The organism is Collinsella aerofaciens, assembly GCF_901212495.1.
GTDB lineage: Bacteria > Actinomycetota > Coriobacteriia > Coriobacteriales > Coriobacteriaceae > Collinsella > Collinsella aerofaciens_H.
This window is the reverse complement of record NZ_CAAKNY010000068.1, coordinates 46,838-67,870: the sequence shown is the minus strand read 5'-3', so window position 1 is coordinate 67,870 and position 21,033 is coordinate 46,838. Positions and strand designations below refer to the sequence as shown.

Below are 21,033 nucleotides of genomic sequence, written 5' to 3'. Positions count from 1 at the left end.
CCACGAAACCGGCCCATCTACTACGTTTAATAGGCTATCGGTAACCACGGCAAGAATTGCAAAAAGAAAACCGCAGGTAGAACGACTGCGGTTTTCTCTATTTTCGGTATGTGGTTGGGCCATACGGATAAAACGTAGTAGATGGGCCGGTTTCGTGGCGAGTGGCGTCTATCGGCTCCCCAAGTTGCCTACTCTACGACCTTATCCGGCTGGATGAGCTCCTCGTAGTAGCTGATATGCTCGCGCGCGTCCTCGATTTCGGGTAGCAGGAAATTGTAGATCACCTCGATGATCATCGTTGCGCTGATTTTAGAGAATGCAAAGTCGCCCGTGGTGAGCAGTGCCTCGTGGTTCACGGTATTAAAGGTGTAGTCGGCAAGGCGAGCAAGCGGAGACTTGCTGTCGCTGCTGATGACGACTACGGTAGCACCGCATTCGCGAGCTGCTTTTGCCATGCGATTCAGTCGGCGCGACTTACCCGAGTTCGAGATGAGCACGATAACGTCACCGGGCTTTAGGGTCAATGCAAACCCGATTGCGGTCTCACTAATGGTGCTTGCCATGCAGCGCAGACCCAGCTGCGAAAACTTAAATGTCGCATCGAGCGCGACCGCGTTCGTATTGCCCACGGCGGCGAACTCAATAACGCCGGCATTCTTAAGTGCGTGCACAACTGTGGCCAAGGTGTCGTGATCAATACCGTCGATGGTCGCATTAAGCTCGCTCACCTTGGCGGCGAGGATATTTTTAAGGCTCTGCTCCATGTTGTCGAGCGAGACCTCGTCGGTCAGGCCCTCGTTGCGCTGACTCTCCAAGTCGCGCGCCAACGAAAACTGAAAGCTGCGGAAGCTGCCAAAGCCCAGCTTGCGGCAGAAGCGCGAGACCGTCGCCTCGGACGTGGCAGCGGCGCGCGAGAGCTGGGCGGCCGTCAGACGCGGAGCCTCGGACTGGTGCTCTAGGATATAGTCGACAATGCGCTGCTCGGACTCGCTGTACCCTTTGTGCGTACTAATAAGGGAGAGCGCGCTCTTGCTGCTATCGGTCATGGGTGGCTCCTGGTTGGCATGAAAATCGGACTTGTTTTTCTATGCATAGTATACGGGCATTTTCAATTACAAGATACACCTTGCCGTTTCAAGTGTTGATGGTAAACTTTCATCTACCGTTTACGGTTATGAAAGAACCTTTCACCGGAGAATTGCGCCTTGTCTCTTCTCACGCGGACGGTAGGTTGGTATCTTTCATTTGTGGAAAAGCGCGCAAGGACGCGCGTGTAGGGGAGCGCCTGCGGGCGCAAAACTTAAAAAGGAGGGACACATGGCTAAGTTTGACATCATCGCCGCGACCGGTTGCCCGACCGGCATTGCGCACACCTTCATGGCGAAGGAGGCGCTGGAGAAGGCAGCTGCCGAGCGAGGTCTGACCATTAAGGTTGAGACTCATGGCCAGGTCGGTGTCGAAAACGAGCTCACCAAGAGCGAGATCGCCGGTGCAAAGGCCGTTGTCGTCGCAGCCGATAAGGATGTCCAGGCTGAGCGTTTCGCCGGTAAGCCCATGGTTTCCGTCGGCGTTTCCAAGGCCCTGTCCGTCGAGGCCGCCGGAAAGCTGATCGACCACGCGCTCGCCGCCAAGGGCGACGATACGGTTTCCGCTGCCGCCGATGTCGAGGACGAGGACGAGGTCGAGGAGAAGGAGTCCATCGGCCACGTCATCTACAAGCACCTCATGAATGGCGTCAGCCACATGCTGGTCTTCGTCGTCGCCGGTGGTGTTCTGACCGCCGTTTCGTTCCTGTGGGGCATCACGTCCTTCGATTCGACGGCTGCCGACTACAACAGCTTTGCCGCGATGCTCAAGATTATCGGCGGTATCGCCATGAACCTCATGGTTCCGGTGCTCTCCGCCTACATCGCCGAGTCCATCGGCAAGCGTCCGGCGCTCGTCCCCGGCTTTGTTGCCGGCATGATCGCCATCCAGGGTCTGCCCGTTAACGCCGATACCGGCATGATCGACGCTGGTGGCGCCGGCGTGGGCTTCGGCTTCCTGGGCGGCATCGTCGGCGGCTTCCTCGCCGGCTATGTCATTCTGCTGCTCGAGAAGGTCTTTGCCGGTCTGCCCAAGAACTTGGACGGCCTTAAGGCTATCTTCCTGTACCCGTTGTTCTCGACCGCCATCGTCGGTCTGGTCATGCTCGGCATCTCCGGCCCCATGGCTGCCATAAACACCGCCATGATGGACTTCCTCAAGGGTCTGTCCGCCTCTGGCGCCGTTGTCCTGGGTCTTGCCATCGGCTGCATGTGCGCCTTTGACATGGGTGGCCCGGTCAACAAGGCTGCTTACGTCACCGGTACCGCTATGCTTACCGAGGCCTTGGCCGCCGGTGTTGGCACCGACACCTACAACTTCGGCACCAACTTCATGGCTGCCGTCTCCGCCGCTTGCATCGTTCCGCCGCTGATCACCACCTTCGCCGTCGTCGTCGGCAAGAAGTACTTCAGCCAGGAGGATCATGACGCCGGTGTCGTCAACCTCATTCTTGGTTGCACCCATATCACCGAGGGCGCCATTCCGTTTATGACCAAGAACATCTGGCCCGTCATGCCCATCATGATGCTCGGTTCCTCTATCGCTTCGATCCTGACCATTATGTTCAACGTTCACGATCCGGCGCCCCACGGTGGCTTCCTGGTCCTGCCCGTTGTCGAGAACGGTCCGCTGTGGGTCCTCGCGATCCTCATCGGCGCTGTGGTCGGTGGCATCCTGTTCGTGGCCTTCAAGAAGTACGACTTCGAGAAGAATCAGAAGGCCACTCCTGCTGCTTCCGCTGCCAAGTCTGTTGAGGCCCCCAAAGCCGCTGCTGTCGAGGCCCCCAAGGCCGAGGCTGCTGACTTCGTGAAGGTCGAGAACGTCTTTGTCGCCGAGGACTTCGCTTCTCGTGACGAGGCCCTGAGCTTTGTATCCAACCAGGCCGTCAAAGCCGGTATCGCCGGCGACGCCGACGCCGTGATGAACGCCTTCCTTGCCCGCGAGGCAGAGGGCACCACGGGCATGATGGAGGGCTTCGCCATCCCGCATGCCAAGTCCGACGCCATTACCGAGGCTGCCGTTATCGTCGTCAAGGACGACTCTGGCGTGACCGGTTGGGATACCATGGACGGCGCTCCCGTCAACGTGGCCATCGCCCTGCTCATCCCGGGTGCACAGGCTGGCACCACGCACCTCAAGATCCTGTCCAAAGTCGCCGAGGCGCTCATGGACGAGGACTTCCGTGCCACCGTCAAGGGTTCCACCGACGCCGCCGAGATCGCCAAGACGATCAACGCCCGCCTGGTCTAGCCCCACAGACAGCGGTTTCAATCGCCCCCTGTAGCAAAGGCGGAGCCCCTCTCCAGGGCCTTCGCCTTTTTCTGTCCCTCCCATAAGTTGCGGTGAAATAGGGACTGTTTAAACGATTCAACCCAGAATTCAGTCCCTATTTCACCGCAACTTACAGAAGGGTATAGATAGACGCCATCAAATAGATTAACCAGGCGCACATGAAATCAGCCAGAATTCCGTTCGCACGATATTGCTGCGGAAACGACATCTGTCCAACAATTCGTGCGAAACATAATGAAAAACCGTTTGATGTGAGTTAATATAAACAACGTCGTGAATCTGACTCCTGTCGCATGCATGACAGGGGTTAAACACAAAAAAGGAGTCAATTATGGTTTCTGAGAAGGCTACTCTCGTCAATCCGCAGGGTCTTCACATGCGTCCGGCTGGCCTCTTCGCCTCCACCATGGGCAAGTATGCCTGCGACGTGACGGTCGTCACCCCCGAGAAGGAGGTCAACGGCAAGTCCCCGATGGCCCTCATGGCCGCTGGTATCCCCTGTGGCACCGAGGTCGAGGTCAAGTGCGACGGCGCCGACGAGGCCGAGGCTCTGGCTGCTGCCATCGAGCTCATCAAGAGCGGTCTTGGCGAGTAGAACTCAAACGGGTCGCATGTTGAACAATTAAGTTCATACTTGGGGGCGCAGTGACCTGTATCAAGGTAGCTGCGCTCTTTTGTCATGGATATGGCAAAACGCTTTATCACATGGCACGGAGAGAGGAATGGGAATGTATCAGGGAGTCAACGCATCCGAGGGCATCGGTATCGGCACCGTCATGGTCGCCGTCGATCCCGACTTGACGTTTGAACCGCACGAGGTCGCTGATTCGGCAGCAGAGAAGGAGCGCTATCAGACCGCTCTTTCGGTCTTCTGCGAGAAGACACAGGCTCAGGCCGACCACATGAAGGAGACGGTGGGCGAGGCCGAGGCCGAGATCATGAGCGGACACATCGTCCTGGCTCAGGACCCGGGCATGACCGACGCCATCAACGCCGCCATTGACGGCGGCACCTGCGCCGAGCAGGCGCTCATGGACACCTCGACCATGTTCGAGAACATGTTCCTGTCCATGGACGACGAGATGTTCCGTCTGCGCGCGGCCGACATCGCCGACATCCGCACCGGTATTCTGGCCGAGCTGCTGGGCAAGGAGGTCGTCGACCTCTCCGTCCTGCCCGAGAACACCGTCGTTGTCGTGCACGACCTTACGCCGTCCATGACCGCCACGATCGATAAGGCCCACGTTGCCGGTATCGTAACCGAGACCGGTGGCCGCACGTCGCACTCCGCGATCATCGCGCGTGCCCTCGAGATCCCGGCTGTCCTTTCGGTTGCCAACAGCTGCACCGCTCTGCGCAACGGCATGACCGTTGTCGTCGACGGCGGCAAGGGTATCGTCGAGGCCGATCCCGACGAGGAGACGCTCGCTGCCTACACCGCCAAGGCCGAGGCCTTCGCTGCCGAGAAGGCAGCCCTCGAGGCCTTCCGCGGCAAGCCTTCTGTGACTGCCGATGGCATCAAGAAGATCATCGCCTGCAACATCGGTAACCCCGATGACGTGCCCAACGCGCTCGATCACGACGCCGAGGCTATCGGTCTGTTCCGCTCCGAGTTCCTGTTCATGGACTCTGCTGAGCTTCCTTCCGAGGAGGAGCAGTTTAACGCCTACCGCAAGGTCGCTACCGCGCTCAAGGGCGCTCCGGTCATCATCCGCACGCTCGATGTGGGCGGCGACAAGGAGATCCCGTACCTGCACATGGTCAAGGAAGACAACCCCTTCATGGGCTTCCGCGCCGTGCGTTACTGCCTGGCCAACCCCGACCAGTACAAGGTTCAGCTTCGTGCCCTGCTGCGCGCCAGCGCCTTCGGTGACGTCAAGATCATGATCCCGCTCGTCACCTGTGTCGAGGAGGTCGTGGCCGTCAAGGAGCTCGTCGAGCAGTGCAAGGCCGAGCTGACCGAAGAGGGCCGCAAGTTCAATGAGAACATCGAGGTCGGCATCATGGTCGAGACGCCTGCCGCCTCGCTGCTCGCTGACCGTCTGGCCGAGGTCGCCGACTTCTTCTCCATCGGCACCAACGACCTGATCGGCTACACCATGTGCGCCGACCGTGGCAACGACACCATCTCCAACCTGTACCAGGTGTACTATCCCGCCGTGCTCCGCTCGCTCAAGAACATCATCGAGAGCGGCGTGAAGGCTGGCATCATGGTCGGCATGTGCGGCGAGGCCGCTGCCGATCCGCTGCTTGAGCCGCTGCTGATCAGCTGGGGCCTGGAGGAGTTCTCGATGAGCGCTCCGTCCATCCTGCGCGCCCGCAAGACCATCAGCCAGTGGACCAAGGCCGAGTGCGACGAGCTCGCCGAGAAGGCGCTCGCCTGCAATACTGCCGCCGAGGTCAAGGCGCTGCTCGAGTCCGCAGCTCGTTAATTTGGTATCAGAGGTAACCGCGTGGTTGGAATGGGCCGGCCACGCGGCCCTCACATATACAGGGGGTACTGTAAATGTTCTACACGCTAACCGCTAACCCGGCTGTCGACATGACGGTTTCGAGCTCTCCGCTCGAGCCCGACGAGAACGTCCGCACCGGCTCGGCCAGCTACACGGCCAACGGCAAGGGCCTCGACGTGTCCTTCGCCTTTAAGAAGATGGGCGTCGACACCGTCGCGCTCGGCTTCTTCGCGGGCTTCACGGGCAAGTTCATCGTCGAGGAGGTCATGAACCTGGGCTGCCTGTGCCGCCCGGTCTGGACTGACGGCATCACGCGTATCAACACCTACGTCAACGATGGCCAGCACGAGTACGGCATCCTCAACCCCGGTGCTCCTATTACGCCGCAGCATCAGGAGGAGCTCTACAACATCCTGGACACCGCGGGCGACCTTGAGTGCCTGATCGTCTCCGGTTCCGTGCCTCCCAAAGCTACGCCCGACTTCCTGGCTCAGGTCATGGAGCACGCTCAGGCTCGTGGCGCCGACGTCGTCCTGGACCTGTCCTCCGACAAGCTCAAGGAGCTCGCTCACAAGAAGCCGCTGCTCATCAAGCCGAACCATCACGAGATGAAGGCCATCTTCGGCGTGCCGGTCGACACCGACGACGAGGTTCGCGTTGCCATGAAGCTCGCCCACGACGCCGGCGTCCAGAACGTTCTGCTCCCCCGTGGTAGCCGCGGCGACGCTTACTTCTCTAACGGCGAAGACATCTGGTACGCCAAGCGTGAGTTCAACATCAAGCTGGTCTCTTCCGTCTGCGCCGGCGACTGCACCCTCGCTGCGTTCCTGCACAAGTGGTACAGGGATCGCGACAACGTCGAGGAGGCCATGAAGCTCGCTATGGCCACCGGCGCCAACGTTGCCGAGTCCGTGGGCATTGGCGACTTCGGTCACGTTGACGAGTACAGCAAGCGCGTTGCCGTCCGAAAGCTCGACCGCAAGTAAGCGAAACGCGATAGCATCGTGTCCATGTGGCGCCCTGGCTTCGGTCGGGGCGCCATTTTTTTTCGTGGGAAAAGTGAGATGAAACCGCCCTTCACCGCTTCCACACCGTTCGCCGAGTTGGTGTAGCCTTTTGCCGAAGTGTGGAATATACTTTCATTAGTACGTTGCTTCGTGAAAGGAACATTCATGATTTACACGCTCACTGCAAATCCCGCTATTGACTACAACATTTCCTGCGATGGCCTGTCCGCCAATACCGTTACGCGCACCCGTAACGCGGTCTACACTCCCAACGGCAAGGGTCTCAACGTCTCGTTTACGCTCGACCACTACGGTGTCGACACCACGATCTTGGGCTTCTTCGCCGGTTTCTCGGGTGAGTTCATCGTTCAGGGCGCTGAGGCCCTTGGCGTGCCCGTCAAGCCCGTGTGGACTGACGGTATCACGCGTGTCAACGTGTTCCTCAACGCCGGTCCCGATACCGAGTACAACATGGTCAATGCCGGTGCCGCCATTAACGAAGCCAACGAGCAGGAGATGTTTGAGCTCATCGATTCGCTTGACGACATGACCTGCCTGGTTATCAGCGGCTCGCTGCCCCCCAACACCTCCGAGGGCTTCCTGGCCGAGGTCCTGCGTCGCGTGAAGGCGAAAGGCGCTGAGTTCGTGCTCGATATCTCGAGCCATCAGCTGGCCGACCTCATTGCTATGGAGCCGTTGCTCATTAAGCCCAACGACGACGAGCTGCTCGACATCTTCGGCATTAAGGTGAGCGGTGGCGACGATGAGTCCGTTAAGAGTGCAATGGCCGAGCTGCATGCTAAGGGCGCCAAGAACGTGCTGCTGACCCTTGGTGGCGACGGCGCGTACTTCTCCAATGGCGAGCACATCTGGTTTGCCAACCGCACCTTTGAGGTTAAGGTGCTGTCGACCGTCTGCGCCGGCGATTCCTCGCTCGCTGCCTTCTTGTCCGTGTGGCACGACGCCCCCGAGCGCGTCGAGGATGCCCTGCGCCTTTCGATGGCCACCGGTGCCAACGTGGTCGAGTGCGCGGGCTTGGGCGATTTTGCCAAGGTGGACGAATACAAGAAGCACATCGAAGTTCGTCAGGTCTGCTAGCCGCATCGAATAATCGTTGCCGAACACCCGCTTTGGATTTCCAGGGCGGGTGTTTTTTGCGCACTGAACGTATGTGGCGTCTGCTGTCTCGTTTTATCGATTCGAAGACGCGATTGCGTGTGCGCGCTTTCTCGTTTCTTGTTAGACTTCTTGAGAACCATCGATTAACGCTCGCAAGTGCAGGAGGCCATAGGCATGTGCAATGTTTCGCTCAACGGTACGCAGCCGACCGATGCCTCCATTCGTGTCTTGCGTGCGCTCGAGGCGGCCGGTCTTGAGGCTTGGTACGTTGGCGGTTGGGTACGTGATGCCCTGATGGGGCGCCCCAGCCACGATGTTGACATGTGCTGCAGCGGCCTGTGGCAGGAGTCCAAAGCGGCGCTCGAGGCCGCCGGCATTGGAGTAGCTGAGTCGGGTATTAAATTTGGCGGCATCACGGCTATTTGCGATGGCGAGCGCATTGAGGTCACCACGTACCGCCTGGACGGCTTTTACACCGATGGTCGCCATCCCCAGAGTGTGGAGCGTGCGGCGTCGCTTGAGGACGATCTGGCGCGCCGCGACTTTACCGTTAACGCTATGGCCTGGCATCCTCAGCGCGGTCTCGTCGACCGCTACGATGGCCAGGGCGATCTGAAGCGCAAGCTCATCCGCGCTGTTGGAGATCCCAAGCGTCGTTTTAACGAGGACGCCCTGCGCATGCTGCGCGCGGTGCGTTTTGCCTGCCGCCTGGATTTTATGATCGAGCCTAAGACCAAACAGGCGCTTGCCGTGTGCGCTCCGCTGCTCGATGCCGTGGCACGCGAGCGCGTGGGTATTGAGCTCGAGGGCATCCTTTCGACCGGCCACGGGGGAGATGCGATGATGCGCTACCCCGAGCTTATTTGCGCCGCTGTGCCCGAGCTTGCGCTGGCTCGTGGGTTTGACCAGCGCAGTGTCTATCATGCGTTTAACGTCTACGAGCATATCGCCCGCGTGCTGACGGTGGCCGGGGAGCTGGCGCTGTGCGATGACGTCGCGCCTTCGTCGAGCCTTATGTGGGCGGCGTTTTTGCATGACGTTTCCAAGCCCGAGTGCTTTACGGTCGATCATGCGGGTAGCGGCCACTTTTACGGTCATCCCGAGCTCGGCGCCAAGAAGGCGCGTGTCATCATGGATCGCCTGGCGCTTGCGCACGATTTGGTGCGCGACGTGTGCCTGCTGATCAAATACCATGACAAGCCGCTGCGTCCCGAGCGATCCTGCCTGCTCAATATGATGCGCGCGCTTTCGGGCGAGGGTGTCGATACGCCGCGTCTGATGGACGAGCTCATGGACCTTAAGCGTGCCGATACGCTCGGCAAGGCGCCCTCGTGCTTCTACTACGTCGAGACGATCGAGGAGATGCGCGTGCTGGCTCGCGAGTTGCTGGCGGCGGGGGAGCCCTATAGGCTCAAGATGCTTGCCATCAATGGCGGCGACTTGATTCGCGCCGGCGTCAAGCCAGGGCCGGAACTGGGACAACTGCTCAACGCCGCCCTCGACGCCGTGATCGAGGACAACATTCCCAATACTCAAGAAGCCCTCCTGGCCCACCTCAACCTTGGGTAGTTATTTTGGGACGGGGCTTTTTTAGCTACCCATGCCAAAATCACGAGCGGTTCGACCGATTGAAAGCAGTGGTAGCTAAAAAGCCCCGTCCCAAAATAACTACCCGGTTGACCTGCGCGTTCCATAACCTGCCGACAATTTTTGGCAATTTGGAATTTCTTCTTGCGCTTGCGTTTTTTGTCCCGTAATATATTTCCTTGCAGCACGGCAGTGTAGATGTCTTGTGGCCCGTTCGTCTAGCGGTTTAGGACGCCGCCCTCTCAAGGCGGAGATCACCAGTTCGAATCTGGTACGGGCTACCATGAATCTGAAACCCGAACTTCCTATGGAAGTTCGGGTTTTTATTTCCGGGCAAACCATCTGCAATTCCCATTTGGCCCATAGCTTTACGTTCTGCTTGTGGCCCTTGCGGGTACAATATGCAAGATATTTGGACGGTCAGAAGGAGCCTCATGACGGAGTCCTCTCAGCACACATCTAAGCCCCAGGTCGAGGTTGAGGCCTCGGGCGGCGATGACAACAAGGGTGCACGTCGCGGTGCCATTTTTATCGGCGTCGTGCTGGTTGGCTATATCGGTTATCTGATTGCGACCGGTCAGATGGGACAGTTCTGGGCTGCCATGTCGAGCGTCCAAGCACCGTGGCTCGTTGCTGCATGCTTTTGCATGTTTCTGTACCTGTTCTTTGGCATCGTTGCCTATGCGATCGCCGTCTGGCTCGATCCCAATTCGCCCGTCGGCATTCGCGACCTGATCTCGGTCGAGGCGAGCGGTATCTTCTTTGGCAACCTGACGCCCATGATGATGGGCTCCACGCCTGCCCAGATCTACCGCCTGACCAAGGCAGGCCAAAACGTCGGCGAGGCCGGTGCCACGCAGTTCACGCGCTTTATCGTGTATCAGTTTGGCCTCGTTGCCTGGGGCGCTATTCTGCTGCTTGCCCGCATGCCGTTTTTCGCCGAGCGCTATGGCGACATGACGCTGCTGTGTGTCTTTAGCTTTGGCGGTCACTGCTGCATTCTGCTTGGCATCTTTGCCGTCGCGCTCATGCCCAAGACCGTCACGCGCGTCGCGCACTGCATCATCAATTGGCTCGAGCGAATGGGCGTCTCGGCCACCAAGATCGAGGGCTGGCGTACGTTTGTCGACGGCGAAATCTACTCGTTCTCCGAGAAATTCAAGCTTTCGGCCGGCCATTTTTCGTCTATGCTGCTCACGGTGATCATCACCATGTTGCAGCTCGCGTTTTTCTACCTCGTGCCGTATTTCCTGATGCTTGCCTTTGGCCACCACGAAGTCGATTTTTTCTCGGTCATGGCCGCGAGCGCCTTCGTTCAACTCCTGAGCTCCGCTGTTCCCCTGCCCGGTGGCACCGGCGGTGCCGAGGGCGGCTTCGCGCTGTTCCTGGGTCATTTCTTTGGATCGGCGTCGACCGCCGGTTATCTGCTGTGGCGTCTCATTACGTTTATCGCGCCGACTATTCTGGCCGCGCCCCTGCTGGGCCTTAAGAGCGCTCACAATGAGAGTATCCATGCACGCTGGGATCGCGTGATGCGCAAGCTCGGACGAACGCCTCAGACGTCCTCTAACCCTGCAAAGCCTCATCCTGTGAATGCGGTTACCGTGGATCCCAATCAGCATGCTCAGAAGGCTTCTGGGGCCGCCAAACCGGCGCATAAGGCCTATGTGCGCCAGACAGGTGACGGCATCCGTGTGTCTCCGGCTGCTTTGAACAAAAAGAAACTCCCTAAGGCGTAATAGTCGGTCGTGCGTTCTTCGTGGCACCGGGCATTTTTGTGCCGGATGGGGGATAATCCTCTTACGTAGATTAACTCTCATCTGTTGATGAATGCTCGCATTCCGAAGGGATACCTCCATGGCCACCAGCAAACCGCGTCTTGACCGCCGTATCGTTCGCAGCCGCAATGCTATCCTTTCTGCGTTTGAGCGCCTGTTGATGGATAGACCGCTTGCCGACATTACGGTGAGCGCCATCGCGCGTGAGGCAAATGTCGACCGCAAGACCTTTTACGTACACTTCGGTACGGTTGACGGCCTGCTCGATGCCATCGCCGTTAATGTGGTGGAGACGATTGTCGACTCGGTCGAGAAAACTCTTGCTTCCATGGACGGCGATACGAATGAGCGTGCCCTTGGAGCGGCAGCAACGTTTTTTAAGACCATCAACGAAGCACTTTGCAATAACCTCGTGCTCAATCGCCAGCTGATCGAAAACATTCCACTCGACGATTTTATGACGCGTTTGCGCGTGCCGCTCGAGCACGAGATTACCGAGCGCGACTTGCTGCCCCACGGCCTCAAGGACGAGATGTTCGACTATTATCTGGCGTTTTTACTTTCGGGCATTATCGGCATTTACCGCACGTGGGCGCTCTCCGATGGCTCGGTGCCCATCGAGCGTATCTCGGAGGTCGCTAATAATTTGACGTTGAACGGACTATCGAGTCTGGAATCTCGCTTGGATTAGGCCTACTGCCGGAATATGTCCCCAAGCAGCCCCTCAATGAGTTGCGGTGAAATAGTGTCTGGTTTTGCTGCTAGAAAGCATATTCAGTCCCTATTTCACCGCAACTCAGGGGGATGTATATGACAAAGAAGGCGCGGGCGCCCAAGGTATTACGGGGCGCCCGCGCCTTTGTGTTTTGTCACATATGGGGTACTAGCAGTTGCTCTTTAGCTTTCGGCCTTGCTGTTCGAACTTATGCATGTCGCTATCGGCCATACCCTGCGTCTCGTCTTCGATACGCTTGGTGTAGAGGGGATCGCTCTGATCGTTCCAAATGCGGTCTGCCACGGGAGCCCAGGCCTCGGCTGCGGCTCGGGTCTTTTCGCGCAATTGCTCGGGTGATTCCTTCTCGACCAGGTCGGTACTCATGGCACCGGTCTCGGCCACCATCTTGGGCAGCACGTCGGGGTTCTCGAGCATAGGACAGGGCTTGAGATAGTTGTCGTTGAACGGCTGGCCCTCGTAGTACTTCATAAAGAGGGGAGAGCGCAGCGCGTCAAGTAGGCTCACGTTGTGGATGTTGGCGTTGGAATAGTGGATGAACACGCATGGCTCCACGTCGCCTGCCGCATTGATGTGCAGATAGCGGCGGCCGCCGGCAATGCAACCGCCGACAAACTCACCGTCATTTTGGAAATCGAGCGTAAAGAGTGGCTTTTTCTCGCGCATTTCGCGGACAAAGTGATACATGCGCTCGCGCTGCTCGGGCGTGGGCATAAGCTGGGAGGTAGCGTTGCGCCCGACCGGCATAAAGTGGAAATACCAGCAGAAGAGTGCTCCCTCTTCGATCATCCAGTCGATATTCTCTTCGGTCGCCACCGTGTCGGCGTTGGCGCTGGTCCAACAGGTCGAAATACCAAACGGCAGATTGCGCTCGCGTAGGAGTTTCATCGCATGCTCGATCTTGGCGTAGGTCCCCTCGCCGCGGCGGGCATCGGTGGTGTGCTCGTTACCCTCGGCACTGATGGCAGGAACAAAGTTGCCCACGCGGATCATGTCATCGCAGAACGCCTCGTCGATAAGCGTTGAGTTGGTAAAGCAGAGGAACACGCAATCCGGGTGCTTTTCGCAGATCTTGATAAGGTCGTGTTTGCGAACGAGCGGCTCACCACCGGTGTAGATGTAGATGTGCGTGCCGAGTGCTTTGCCCTGTGTGATGATAGAGTCGATGTCTTCATACGAGAGATTTTGCTTATAGCCGTACTCGGCTGCCCAGCAGCCCGTGCAATGCAGGTTGCAGGCGCTCGTGGGGTCGAGCAGGATAGCCCACGGAATGTTGCACTGGTACTTTTCGCGGTTATTTTCCTGCTGCGGCCAAGCGAGCAGGTTGCCGTCGACAATAAGCGCCTTGAGCAATTTTGTTCGCATCTTGGAATTGAGACTGAAAACGCGCATGATCAGGTCATACCAATTGCCGCGACTCTTGATGACGTTGGTAAATGCCTCGCGCTGAACGGGAAATACGCGATCGGGGACCAGTTTGTTCACGAGGTCCATGATTTTTTCGATATTGTCTTGCGGATTGTCGTCGAGATAATCGATGAGCTTGTTGAGTGCTACGCGCTCAGCTGACTGTGTAAGCGACATAGGCATTTCCTTTCACGTGCGCTTTGCATGTAATAATACCCATGTGTGGAATTAAATGCACGTAAAGAATCTCTATTGTGTCTATTCAACGAACCAATTTGATTTGGGGTGAATTGTTATGCCCAGACAATCTCTAACGTGCGGTGAAATGGGGACTGAATAGGCCTTTTAACAGCATAAACGGTATCTATTTCACCGCAACACAGAGGGACTGCATTACTACTGGTAGCGCAGGCACTCGACCGGGTCGAGTTTTGCTGCCCGGCGGGCGGGGTAGAAGCCAAAGATGACGCCGATGCCGACGGAGACCGCAAAGGCCAGCAGCACCGTTGCGATCGAAAAACTCGGCGTAATGGTACCGCTGGCACCGAGCTCGCCAAGCACGCCGGAGCCCGCGGCGAACATCGCTAGACCCCAGGCAAGCAGGTAGCCAATCAGGATACCCAGCAGGCCACCGGTGACGCACAGCGCCGAGGACTCGGCCAAAAACTGTGCGGTGATATCGCGACGACTGGCCCCCAGGGCACGGCGAATACCGATCTCGCGGATGCGCTCAGTCACGTTGGTGAGCATCATATTCATAATGCCGATACCGCCGACAAGCAGCGAGATACTGGCGACAGCACCCATGATGAGCGAGAACGCACCCATAAAGGAGTTAAGTGCGTCGATGGCGCTTTTCATAGAGGTTGCCGATACACTGTCGTACTCATCGTCCTTCGCGATGCCCTTCATCGCGCGCACCTTGGACTCAATCGTCTTGCACAGCTCATCCACGTCCGTGCCCTCGGTGGCGAGCGCCGTTACGCTGGGGAAAGAGGGGTTCTCGTCGCCAAAGAGGCCCGAGATGGTCTCGCGCGGCATGTATAGCGTGAACGAGCCCATGGAGTCGTTGCCGCCATCAATCACGCCCACAATCTGCACCTCGCCGTTCGATACCTTGATGGTCTTGCCGAGCGCTTCCTGCTCGTTGCCGTACAGCTGATCCGCGCCTCCACGGCTGATGAGCGCCACGCGTGCGCCAGATTGGGACTCGGCCTGGGTGTAGGTGCGTCCCGCGACGAGCTTGCTGGCGCCCACCGCGTCGAGCATGTCGCTATCGACACCCTGTGCCATGACGGTATAGCTTTTGTCACCGGCCTTGTACTCGGTATAGGCGCTGTCCACGATGCCGATCTGCTCAATTTGCGGCACCAGTTTCCGAAGTTTCTCAATGTCCGACTCGGTGAGCTCTTGCGACGAATAAATCTGCACCATACGCGCGGCGTTGAGGCCCAGGCTGTTGACCAGGCTGTTTTGGATACCGCCGATAAGCGAGGTCATGGCGATGACCGAGGCAATGCCAATGACGATGCCCAGGATGGTGAGCAGGCTTCGTCCCTTATTGGCCTCGAGGGAGTGAAGGGCTTCTTGGATAAGGTCGCGCGTGCTCATGCCATCACTCCTTTCGGCGGGATGATTGGGTCGGAGATTGTGGGCAGGCCATCTACGGCGCTGCGCAGGGTCCGCGGCGCATGTGGTATATACGCGCCGTCGTGAATGCGACCGTCGCGGATGGTCACGGCACGGTCGGCCTCGGCGGCGATGCCGGGGTCGTGCGTGATGAGTATGATGGTCTTGCCGCGTTCCTGGAGTTTGTGGAAGGTCTCCATCACGAGCGCTCCGGTGGCGGAGTCCAGGTTTCCCGTCGGCTCGTCCGCCAGGATGATGGGCGGGTCGTTGACGAGGGCGCGCGCGATGGCGACTCTCTGCATCTGTCCGCCCGAGAGCTCGGAGATGCGGTGGTCCCAGTGGTCGACCGGCAGCGTGACGGCTTGCAGCGCATGGACGGCGCGCATCTCACGCTGAGCCCGCGGCACGTTGGTGTACGACAGCGGCAGCATAACATTTTCGATGACCGATAGGCGCGGCAGCAGGTTAAAGCTCTGAAAGACAAAGCCGATGCTCAGGGCGCGGACTTCGGTGAGCTCGTCATCGTCAAGCTCGGCCACGTTGAGCCCTTGCAGGTAGTAGTTGCCTGCGGTTGGCTTATCAAGGCAACCGAGGATGTTCATGAGCGTCGACTTGCCCGAGCCCGAGGGGCCGGTGATGGCCACGAACTCGCCGGGATTCACTGCCAGGCTAACGTTATGCAGGATATGGGCGCAGCCGGCCTCGCTCTCAAAGATGCGATGCACGTTGCGGATGTCGATGACGGGGCGCATTACATGCCCTCGTCGGCAGACATGCTGCCGGAGTCGCCGCCGTCGGCCGTCATGCCTGTTCCGGAGCTGCCGCCATCTGCCGACACGCCCGAGCCGTTGTCAATCTTGAGGATGTCTCCGTCGCGAAGCTTGGTGACTGGTACATTGGGGTTTATTTCATTGCCCTGGTCATCGTGCTTGACCTGCGTTTTGCCGACCACGGCGTCGTTATCGTTTTGCGTCACGACGGTCACCTTTTCGCGTCGGGTCTTTTTGCCCTCGCCGTCAGTTGCCACATTGACGTAATAGTGTTCGCCGTCCTCGGTCATGAGCGCCATGGTCGGCACCATCACGACGTCATCGAGCTGTTCGGTCACCACCGAGACCTCGGCGGTCATGCCCGGCTTGAGGCGCGCGTCGGGCGCTTCAATCAAAATGTCGACGTTAAAGGTCACGCTGCCGCCGCCACCGTTGGTGGAGTCGGAGTTTGCCACCGAGGCGATGGCTGTGACCGTTCCCTGGCTCACGATATCGGGAAACGCAGGATAGGTGACGTTGGCGCTCTGCCCAACGGCGATTTTGGCGATATCCTTTTCGCCCACCTGCACGGTCACCTTCATCTTGGACAGGTCGGCGATCTGCATGCACTGCTTGCCGCCGCTCGTATCGCTTTCGCCCATGATCATGCCGCTTGTTACCGTGGCGCCCACCTTGGCGTTGAGCTCCACGATGCTGCCCGAGCTCGGCGCCGTAACCGTGCGCCCGGCGGCCTTGGCGTTCGCCTGATCGAGGTTTGCCTGGGCTGATGCGAGGCTGCGCTGTGCGGCCGATACGGTGTTCGTGTCGGCGGACGCAGCGGAGGCGCCTGCCGCTGCGGCGGAAGCTCCATCGACGTCCGTCGTTGGGGTGGCCTGCGCGGCAGCGACGGCTTTCTTCGCGTTGGCGAGGTCTTCCTGAGCGGCTGCAACTGCACGCTGCGCCTCGGCAACGTTGCGATCGAGCTCGTCGTTCTTAATGGTCATAAGCACGTCGCCCTCGTTGACGGATTGGCCCGGCTGAACGTTGATCGAATCGACCGTGCCGTCGACAGAAGGCGAGACCACTGAGGACGAAATAGGCTTGAGCTGGCCTTTCGCCTCGACGGTCGTGGTAAACGTGCCCTCAGTCACCTTATCGGTCACAGGCCCGCTGGCGCCCTGCGGCTGCGCATTGATAACCAGGGTTGCAACAATGGCAATGAGCGCGATGGCACCCACGACGCCGGCGGCAATACCGCGGCGAATCAGCTTTTTGCGTCGGCGCTCGGCACGTTTTGCCTTGAGCTTGGCATACGCCTCTTCATCGGAAATCTCGGCCATATCGTTCGGGCGGTCGTATTGCGAATCGGCATGCGCGTTTGTAATCAGAGGAATCGTTTCGGTGGCACCTTCGGGCGCGCGTTCGGTATCATCCGGGTCCGGGGTGATCGTGGGGACATTTGGCATAGCGTCTCCTTTATAGAAAGAACTTCGATAAGTATATACGCCCACCGGTTGGGGCGGGCGCATAGGACGGTTTCTTTCGGAACTGTTAGATTGGTCGCAGCAGTTCCACGTTGTATGAATGCGCGCGTTGCACTACGAGTGGACAACCACGCACAGGCCGACTTTGATGCAGTCGTGAAGTGCTTTGGCGTCGGCCAGGCGCAGGTTGATGCAACCGTGGCTGCCACACCACTTGTACGACTCGGCGTTATCGAAGCTCTTGTCGTTTTGCCAGGTGGCGTCGTGGAAGCCGATCATGTTGCCCTCGAACGGCATCCAGTAGCTCACCGGGCTCTCGTATTTGGGCTTTCCGGTCGCGGGGTCTTTGGCACCGATGAGCGTGCTTGCGCCGTCGTTGCTGTTGATCTGCCATACGCCCTCCGGGGTGGCGTCCTCGCCGGGCAGGCCCGAGATAAAGTTGGCCTCCCACACGATATTGCCGTTCTCGTCGTAGTAGCGCGCGTGCTGCTCGGACAGGTCGACGTCGATATAGGCCTTCCAATCGGGCTCGCCCTTGGCGGTGAACGTGTCGGCCTTCTTTGAGTACGAAATTTCGATATCGCCGGTCTGCTTGTTATTGATAGCGTCCTCGACCTGCTTGGCGAGCGCGTCGGTGTCGATGGACCAGCCAAAGTCGCCGCCCTCGACAGCGCACTGCTTGCCGTCGGCGCGTGTCCACCAGCGGGTGGAGCCCACGGTGTTAAAGCCGTTGGCGAACTCGGCGGCCCAGCTGCTGATCTGCGACGTGTCGAGTGTGGGCTTGGCCGGATCGGCAAAGCTGGTCCACTGCAGCACCGAGCTGCCGTCCACCTTGCCGGCATCATTGCCGTTGAGCTTAAGGGTCACGTTGACGCCCAGGAAGTTGTTGGCGGCATCGCATGCAGCCTGAATCTGGTCGTCGGTGAGGGTGCCGTTGAGCGGTTCGTAGGCGTCGTTGCCGATCTTGGTGATATCGACGTTCTCGGCGAGTGACGCGAGCTCGATCTCGGCATATTTGATGACATGCTCGCGGTTGAGCTTCTCGTTGGATCGGGCCTTCTCGACGGTGAACTTGCCGGCTTTCTCGTCATAGGAGCTGGTGGCCTCGAAGGTGCCCGAGCGGCCCTCATTGAACTCGTCGATGGCGCCGCCCAGGTCCTCCTCAAACTGCTTTTGGTTAAAGGCATCGGAGAGCATGGACAGGTCGACGTCCTGTTTCAAGTCGATCGAGCCATTCTTGGTGGCGCTATCGGTTTTTCCGCCGAGCGACGCGATGAGGCGCGATGGCCACAGCAGCGGCTCGTTTTTGCCGATAATCTCGTGGGCGGCTTTCTCGCCATCGACGATGGGATCGTTGGACTCGGGTTGGTAGGTCCAGCTAAAGTTATCGCCCGACACGGTGAGCTTGTAGTGCTTCCATGCCGAGTTGACCTTGGTGGCTGCCGAAGATGCGTTAGAGAGCGAGATGTCGACGCCGGCGATGGTGGTGTTGGGGTAAGCGACCTGCGAGAACGCCACGACGCCTACGATGTAGACGATCGCGACGAGGCCGAGGACGACAAAGAGGGCCGTCTTTCCGCCCGACGTGCCGCTTTTGTTGGTGCGCTTGTCCGCGGGTCCGCGATTGTTTGCCGCGCGAGTGTGCGAAGGGCCCTGCGTGGGGGCGCCACCTTGTGCGGGACGCTGCTGATGTTGTTGATGCGGCTGGTATTGATGCTGATTCGGGCGTTGAGAGGCACTGGACGGGCCGTGTTGTTGGCTGCGAACCGGTGCGATGGGGCGCGGCGATTGGACGCCGCCAGTATGCCTACTGGGCTGTTGCGGATCGGGAATCATGTTGCTGCGGTCGATTTGCGACATCGTATATATTTCCTTCGAGTTTCGCCTTACGGCTCATCGTGTTTTAACTGGGCTTGCATTATAGCGATTAGCCTGTTGTTTGTGGTGCGGAAACAGTATCGGTTTGGAGAAGTCTACCTATCCGCATACGCCGCATTTGGCGCAGGCAGAAAGCGCGGCCGGGGCTTGAGCGATACCGCCCTTGGCCGTCTCGCGCAGGGTTGCCGGCAGGGCGTGGCCCACCGAGAGCATCACATGCGCCATCTGGTCAAACGGCACCAGGCTCTTAATGCCGGCGAGCGCGAGCTGGGCCGAGCTGAAGGCCGCGGCCACGCCGATGGCATTGCGGTTTTGGCACGGCACCTCGACCAGTCCGCCCACGGGGTCGCAAACGAGGCCAAGCAGATTGCTCAGCGCGATGGAACTGGCGTCGAGTGCCTGCTCGGGGGTGCCGCCGAGCATCTGCACCAGCGCGGCGGCGGCCATGGCGGCGGCACTTCCCACCTCGGCCTGGCAGCCGCCCTCGGCGCCGGCGACACAGGCGCTCGTGGTGAGGTTGAGGCCGATGGCGGCGGCACAGTAGAGAGCGTCCATGACCTGCTCGTCATCGAGCTGCAGGTGCTCGGCCAGCGCCAGCACGCAGCCGGGCACGACGCCTGCGGAGCCCGCCGTAGGGGCGGCAACGATCACGCCCATGGTGGCGGAGCGCTCGAGTACGGCCATGGCACGGGCCACGGCTTCGGTCTGGACGGCACCCATCAGGCTTGCGCTCAAATCGTTGCGGCCGGTGGCATCGACGAGTTTGGCCTCGCCGCCGATAAGTCCGCCGAGTGATCGCTGCGGATTGGCGATGGGGGTCGTGGTCTCCTCGCGCATGACGTCGAGCACGCGGCGCATGGCGGCGACGGCGTGGGCCTCGCCGGTCAGACGCGCCTCGCGCACGGCCATGACGGCGCCGATGTTGAGGCCGAGTTCGGCGCAGGCGTCGAGCAACTGTTCGCCGTCATCGAAGATCTCCTTGGCCGAGACGCCGGGTGAGAGCGATGATGCCGAGCCGGGGAGCTCAATAAAGGTGGCGTAGTCGACGTTGTCGAGTTTACGCAGCATGGGAATGACGGTGTCGTCGGGCGTGCCGTCGGTCTCAAAGACGGAGTAGGCCTGGCCGCCCACCTCGGTGCGGTAGGTGCGGCAGAAGGCGATGTTCACGTGTGCGCAGGCGAGCAGGTTCGTGAGCGCGGCGAGTACGCCGGGGACGTCGTGGTGCGCCACGAAGAGCGTGGAGTACATGCCCGAGATGTCGACGCCGACGCCGTTGATGCGGCTGATGCGCATCTTGCCGCCGCCTAGGCTCTCGCCGCGCACCTGCGCTGTGGCGCCCGTGTCATCGACCATGTCGATGTCGACGGTGTTGGGGTGGATGGAGGCGTCGTCGCCCTTGATGTCAAAGTGATAATCGAGGCCCTGCTCGCGTGCGAGGTCGAAGGCCTGCTTGATATTCTCGTCGTCGGTGTCGAGGCCCAAGATGCCCGCGACGAGCGCACGGTCGGTGCCGTGGCCGCGGTAGGTGTGGGCAAAGGAATTCCATAGGCCAAAGGTAACCTTGATGATGCGGCCCTCGAGCAGGCTGGCGGCCACCTGTGCGCACCGCAGGGCGCCGGCGGTATGCGATGAGCTGGGACCGACCATGACGGGCCCCAAGATCTCGAATGCCGAGGTCGTAGCTAGTGTTTGCGGCTTGCCTGCCATGGCTGCTCCTTTGCCTTGTCTCGTCGTCCCGAGGGGCGGGGCATACTCTGTCCCACCGTTCCGAGGGCTTTGGTATTTGATCGCCTGCTCGGGCAGTCCTGCTCGCACGGAGGCCACATTACGT

15 protein-coding genes and 1 tRNA gene are annotated in these 21,033 nt (G+C 59.5%); 9 read left to right on the top strand and 7 right to left on the bottom strand.

Translation table 11 applies throughout. The features are described from left to right. Positions 1-188 precede the first annotated feature (188 nt). Positions 189-1,046: a MurR/RpiR family transcriptional regulator gene (locus SFLMC1_RS07895; RefSeq protein ID WP_152074625.1), complete on the bottom strand. Its 858-nt coding sequence runs from the start codon at positions 1,044-1,046 to the stop codon at positions 189-191. Between the two features lie 271 nt (positions 1,047-1,317). On the opposite strand from SFLMC1_RS07895, the gene SFLMC1_RS07890 reads away from it, so the two are divergent. From SFLMC1_RS07890 to SFLMC1_RS07850, 9 genes are all read left to right on the top strand, one after another. Then, positions 1,318-3,336 carry a fructose-specific PTS transporter subunit EIIC gene (locus SFLMC1_RS07890; RefSeq protein WP_152074626.1) on the top strand — a complete coding sequence of 673 codons (2,019 nt, stop codon included), beginning with the start codon at positions 1,318-1,320 and terminating at the stop codon, positions 3,334-3,336. 373 nt (positions 3,337-3,709) lie between these two features. Continuing rightward, a complete protein-coding gene (locus tag SFLMC1_RS07885) occupies positions 3,710-3,973 on the top strand; it encodes an HPr family phosphocarrier protein (RefSeq protein WP_022094575.1) in 264 nt (87 codons plus the stop codon). A 133-nt stretch (positions 3,974-4,106) separates the two neighbouring features. After that, complete coding sequence (gene ptsP, locus SFLMC1_RS07880) at positions 4,107-5,810, top strand: phosphoenolpyruvate--protein phosphotransferase (RefSeq protein WP_152074627.1); 1,704 nt, start codon at positions 4,107-4,109, stop codon at positions 5,808-5,810. A 74-nt stretch (positions 5,811-5,884) separates the two neighbouring features. Then, positions 5,885-6,817, top strand: coding sequence for a 1-phosphofructokinase family hexose kinase (locus SFLMC1_RS07875; RefSeq protein ID WP_154063925.1), 933 nt, complete (start codon positions 5,885-5,887; stop codon positions 6,815-6,817). 186 nt (positions 6,818-7,003) lie between these two features. Beyond that, complete coding sequence (locus tag SFLMC1_RS07870) at positions 7,004-7,936, top strand: 1-phosphofructokinase family hexose kinase (protein ID WP_152074628.1); 933 nt, start codon at positions 7,004-7,006, stop codon at positions 7,934-7,936. Between the two features lie 195 nt (positions 7,937-8,131). Then, positions 8,132-9,526, top strand: coding sequence for a CCA tRNA nucleotidyltransferase (locus SFLMC1_RS07865; RefSeq protein WP_152074629.1), 1,395 nt, complete (start codon positions 8,132-8,134; stop codon positions 9,524-9,526). A gap of 225 nt (positions 9,527-9,751) precedes the next feature. Continuing rightward, positions 9,752-9,828, top strand: a tRNA-Glu gene (locus tag SFLMC1_RS07860). A gap of 150 nt (positions 9,829-9,978) precedes the next feature. Continuing rightward, complete coding sequence (locus SFLMC1_RS07855; protein WP_152074630.1) at positions 9,979-11,283, top strand: YbhN family protein; 1,305 nt, start codon at positions 9,979-9,981, stop codon at positions 11,281-11,283. 118 nt (positions 11,284-11,401) lie between these two features. Next, on the top strand, positions 11,402-12,013 hold the full coding sequence (locus SFLMC1_RS07850) for a TetR/AcrR family transcriptional regulator (protein WP_187323911.1): 612 nt from the start codon (positions 11,402-11,404) through the stop codon (positions 12,011-12,013). Positions 12,014-12,205: 192 nt separating this feature from the next. Here the strand turns inward: SFLMC1_RS07850 and SFLMC1_RS07845 are convergent, their stop codons facing one another. From SFLMC1_RS07845 to sdaAA, 6 genes are all read right to left on the bottom strand, one after another. Next, a complete protein-coding gene (locus tag SFLMC1_RS07845) occupies positions 12,206-13,639 on the bottom strand; it encodes a radical SAM protein (protein WP_152074632.1) in 1,434 nt (477 codons plus the stop codon). 219 nt (positions 13,640-13,858) lie between these two features. Next, positions 13,859-15,073 carry an ABC transporter permease gene (locus SFLMC1_RS07840; protein WP_152074633.1) on the bottom strand — a complete coding sequence of 405 codons (1,215 nt, stop codon included), beginning with the start codon at positions 15,071-15,073 and terminating at the stop codon, positions 13,859-13,861. Further along, positions 15,070-15,843: an ABC transporter ATP-binding protein gene (locus SFLMC1_RS07835; protein ID WP_152074634.1), complete on the bottom strand. Its 774-nt coding sequence runs from the start codon at positions 15,841-15,843 to the stop codon at positions 15,070-15,072. Before SFLMC1_RS07835 ends, SFLMC1_RS07840 begins: the two co-directional genes overlap by 4 nt. After that, positions 15,843-17,306 (bottom strand): efflux RND transporter periplasmic adaptor subunit, encoded by a 1,464-nt coding sequence (locus tag SFLMC1_RS07830; RefSeq protein WP_187323910.1) that lies wholly within the window; start codon positions 17,304-17,306, stop codon positions 15,843-15,845. The genes SFLMC1_RS07835 and SFLMC1_RS07830 overlap by 1 nt, the downstream gene beginning before the upstream one ends. Positions 17,307-17,438: 132 nt before the next feature. Continuing rightward, a complete protein-coding gene (locus tag SFLMC1_RS07825; protein ID WP_152074636.1) occupies positions 17,439-19,184 on the bottom strand; it encodes a L,D-transpeptidase in 1,746 nt (581 codons plus the stop codon). 117 nt (positions 19,185-19,301) lie between these two features. Continuing rightward, positions 19,302-20,909, bottom strand: a complete 1,608-nt coding sequence (gene sdaAA / locus SFLMC1_RS07820) for an L-serine ammonia-lyase, iron-sulfur-dependent, subunit alpha (protein WP_152074637.1) — start codon at positions 20,907-20,909, stop codon at positions 19,302-19,304. Positions 20,910-21,033 lie beyond the last annotated feature (124 nt).

Coding starts and splice junctions, on each gene's coding strand:
- SFLMC1_RS07895 (WP_152074625.1), bottom strand. CDS start 1,046: ATGACCGATAGCAGCAAGAGCGCGCTCTCCCTTATTAGTACGCACAAA.
- SFLMC1_RS07890 (WP_152074626.1), top strand. CDS start 1,318: ATGGCTAAGTTTGACATCATCGCCGCGACCGGTTGCCCGACCGGCATT.
- SFLMC1_RS07885 (WP_022094575.1), top strand. CDS start 3,710: ATGGTTTCTGAGAAGGCTACTCTCGTCAATCCGCAGGGTCTTCACATG.
- ptsP (WP_152074627.1), top strand. CDS start 4,107: ATGTATCAGGGAGTCAACGCATCCGAGGGCATCGGTATCGGCACCGTC.
- SFLMC1_RS07875 (WP_154063925.1), top strand. CDS start 5,885: ATGTTCTACACGCTAACCGCTAACCCGGCTGTCGACATGACGGTTTCG.
- SFLMC1_RS07870 (WP_152074628.1), top strand. CDS start 7,004: ATGATTTACACGCTCACTGCAAATCCCGCTATTGACTACAACATTTCC.
- SFLMC1_RS07865 (WP_152074629.1), top strand. CDS start 8,132: ATGTGCAATGTTTCGCTCAACGGTACGCAGCCGACCGATGCCTCCATT.
- SFLMC1_RS07855 (WP_152074630.1), top strand. CDS start 9,979: ATGACGGAGTCCTCTCAGCACACATCTAAGCCCCAGGTCGAGGTTGAG.
- SFLMC1_RS07850 (WP_187323911.1), top strand. CDS start 11,402: ATGGCCACCAGCAAACCGCGTCTTGACCGCCGTATCGTTCGCAGCCGC.
- SFLMC1_RS07845 (WP_152074632.1), bottom strand. CDS start 13,639: ATGTCGCTTACACAGTCAGCTGAGCGCGTAGCACTCAACAAGCTCATC.
- SFLMC1_RS07840 (WP_152074633.1), bottom strand. CDS start 15,073: ATGAGCACGCGCGACCTTATCCAAGAAGCCCTTCACTCCCTCGAGGCC.
- SFLMC1_RS07835 (WP_152074634.1), bottom strand. CDS start 15,843: ATGCGCCCCGTCATCGACATCCGCAACGTGCATCGCATCTTTGAGAGC.
- SFLMC1_RS07830 (WP_187323910.1), bottom strand. CDS start 17,306: ATGCCAAATGTCCCCACGATCACCCCGGACCCGGATGATACCGAACGC.
- SFLMC1_RS07825 (WP_152074636.1), bottom strand. CDS start 19,184: ATGTCGCAAATCGACCGCAGCAACATGATTCCCGATCCGCAACAGCCC.
- sdaAA (WP_152074637.1), bottom strand. CDS start 20,909: ATGGCAGGCAAGCCGCAAACACTAGCTACGACCTCGGCATTCGAGATC.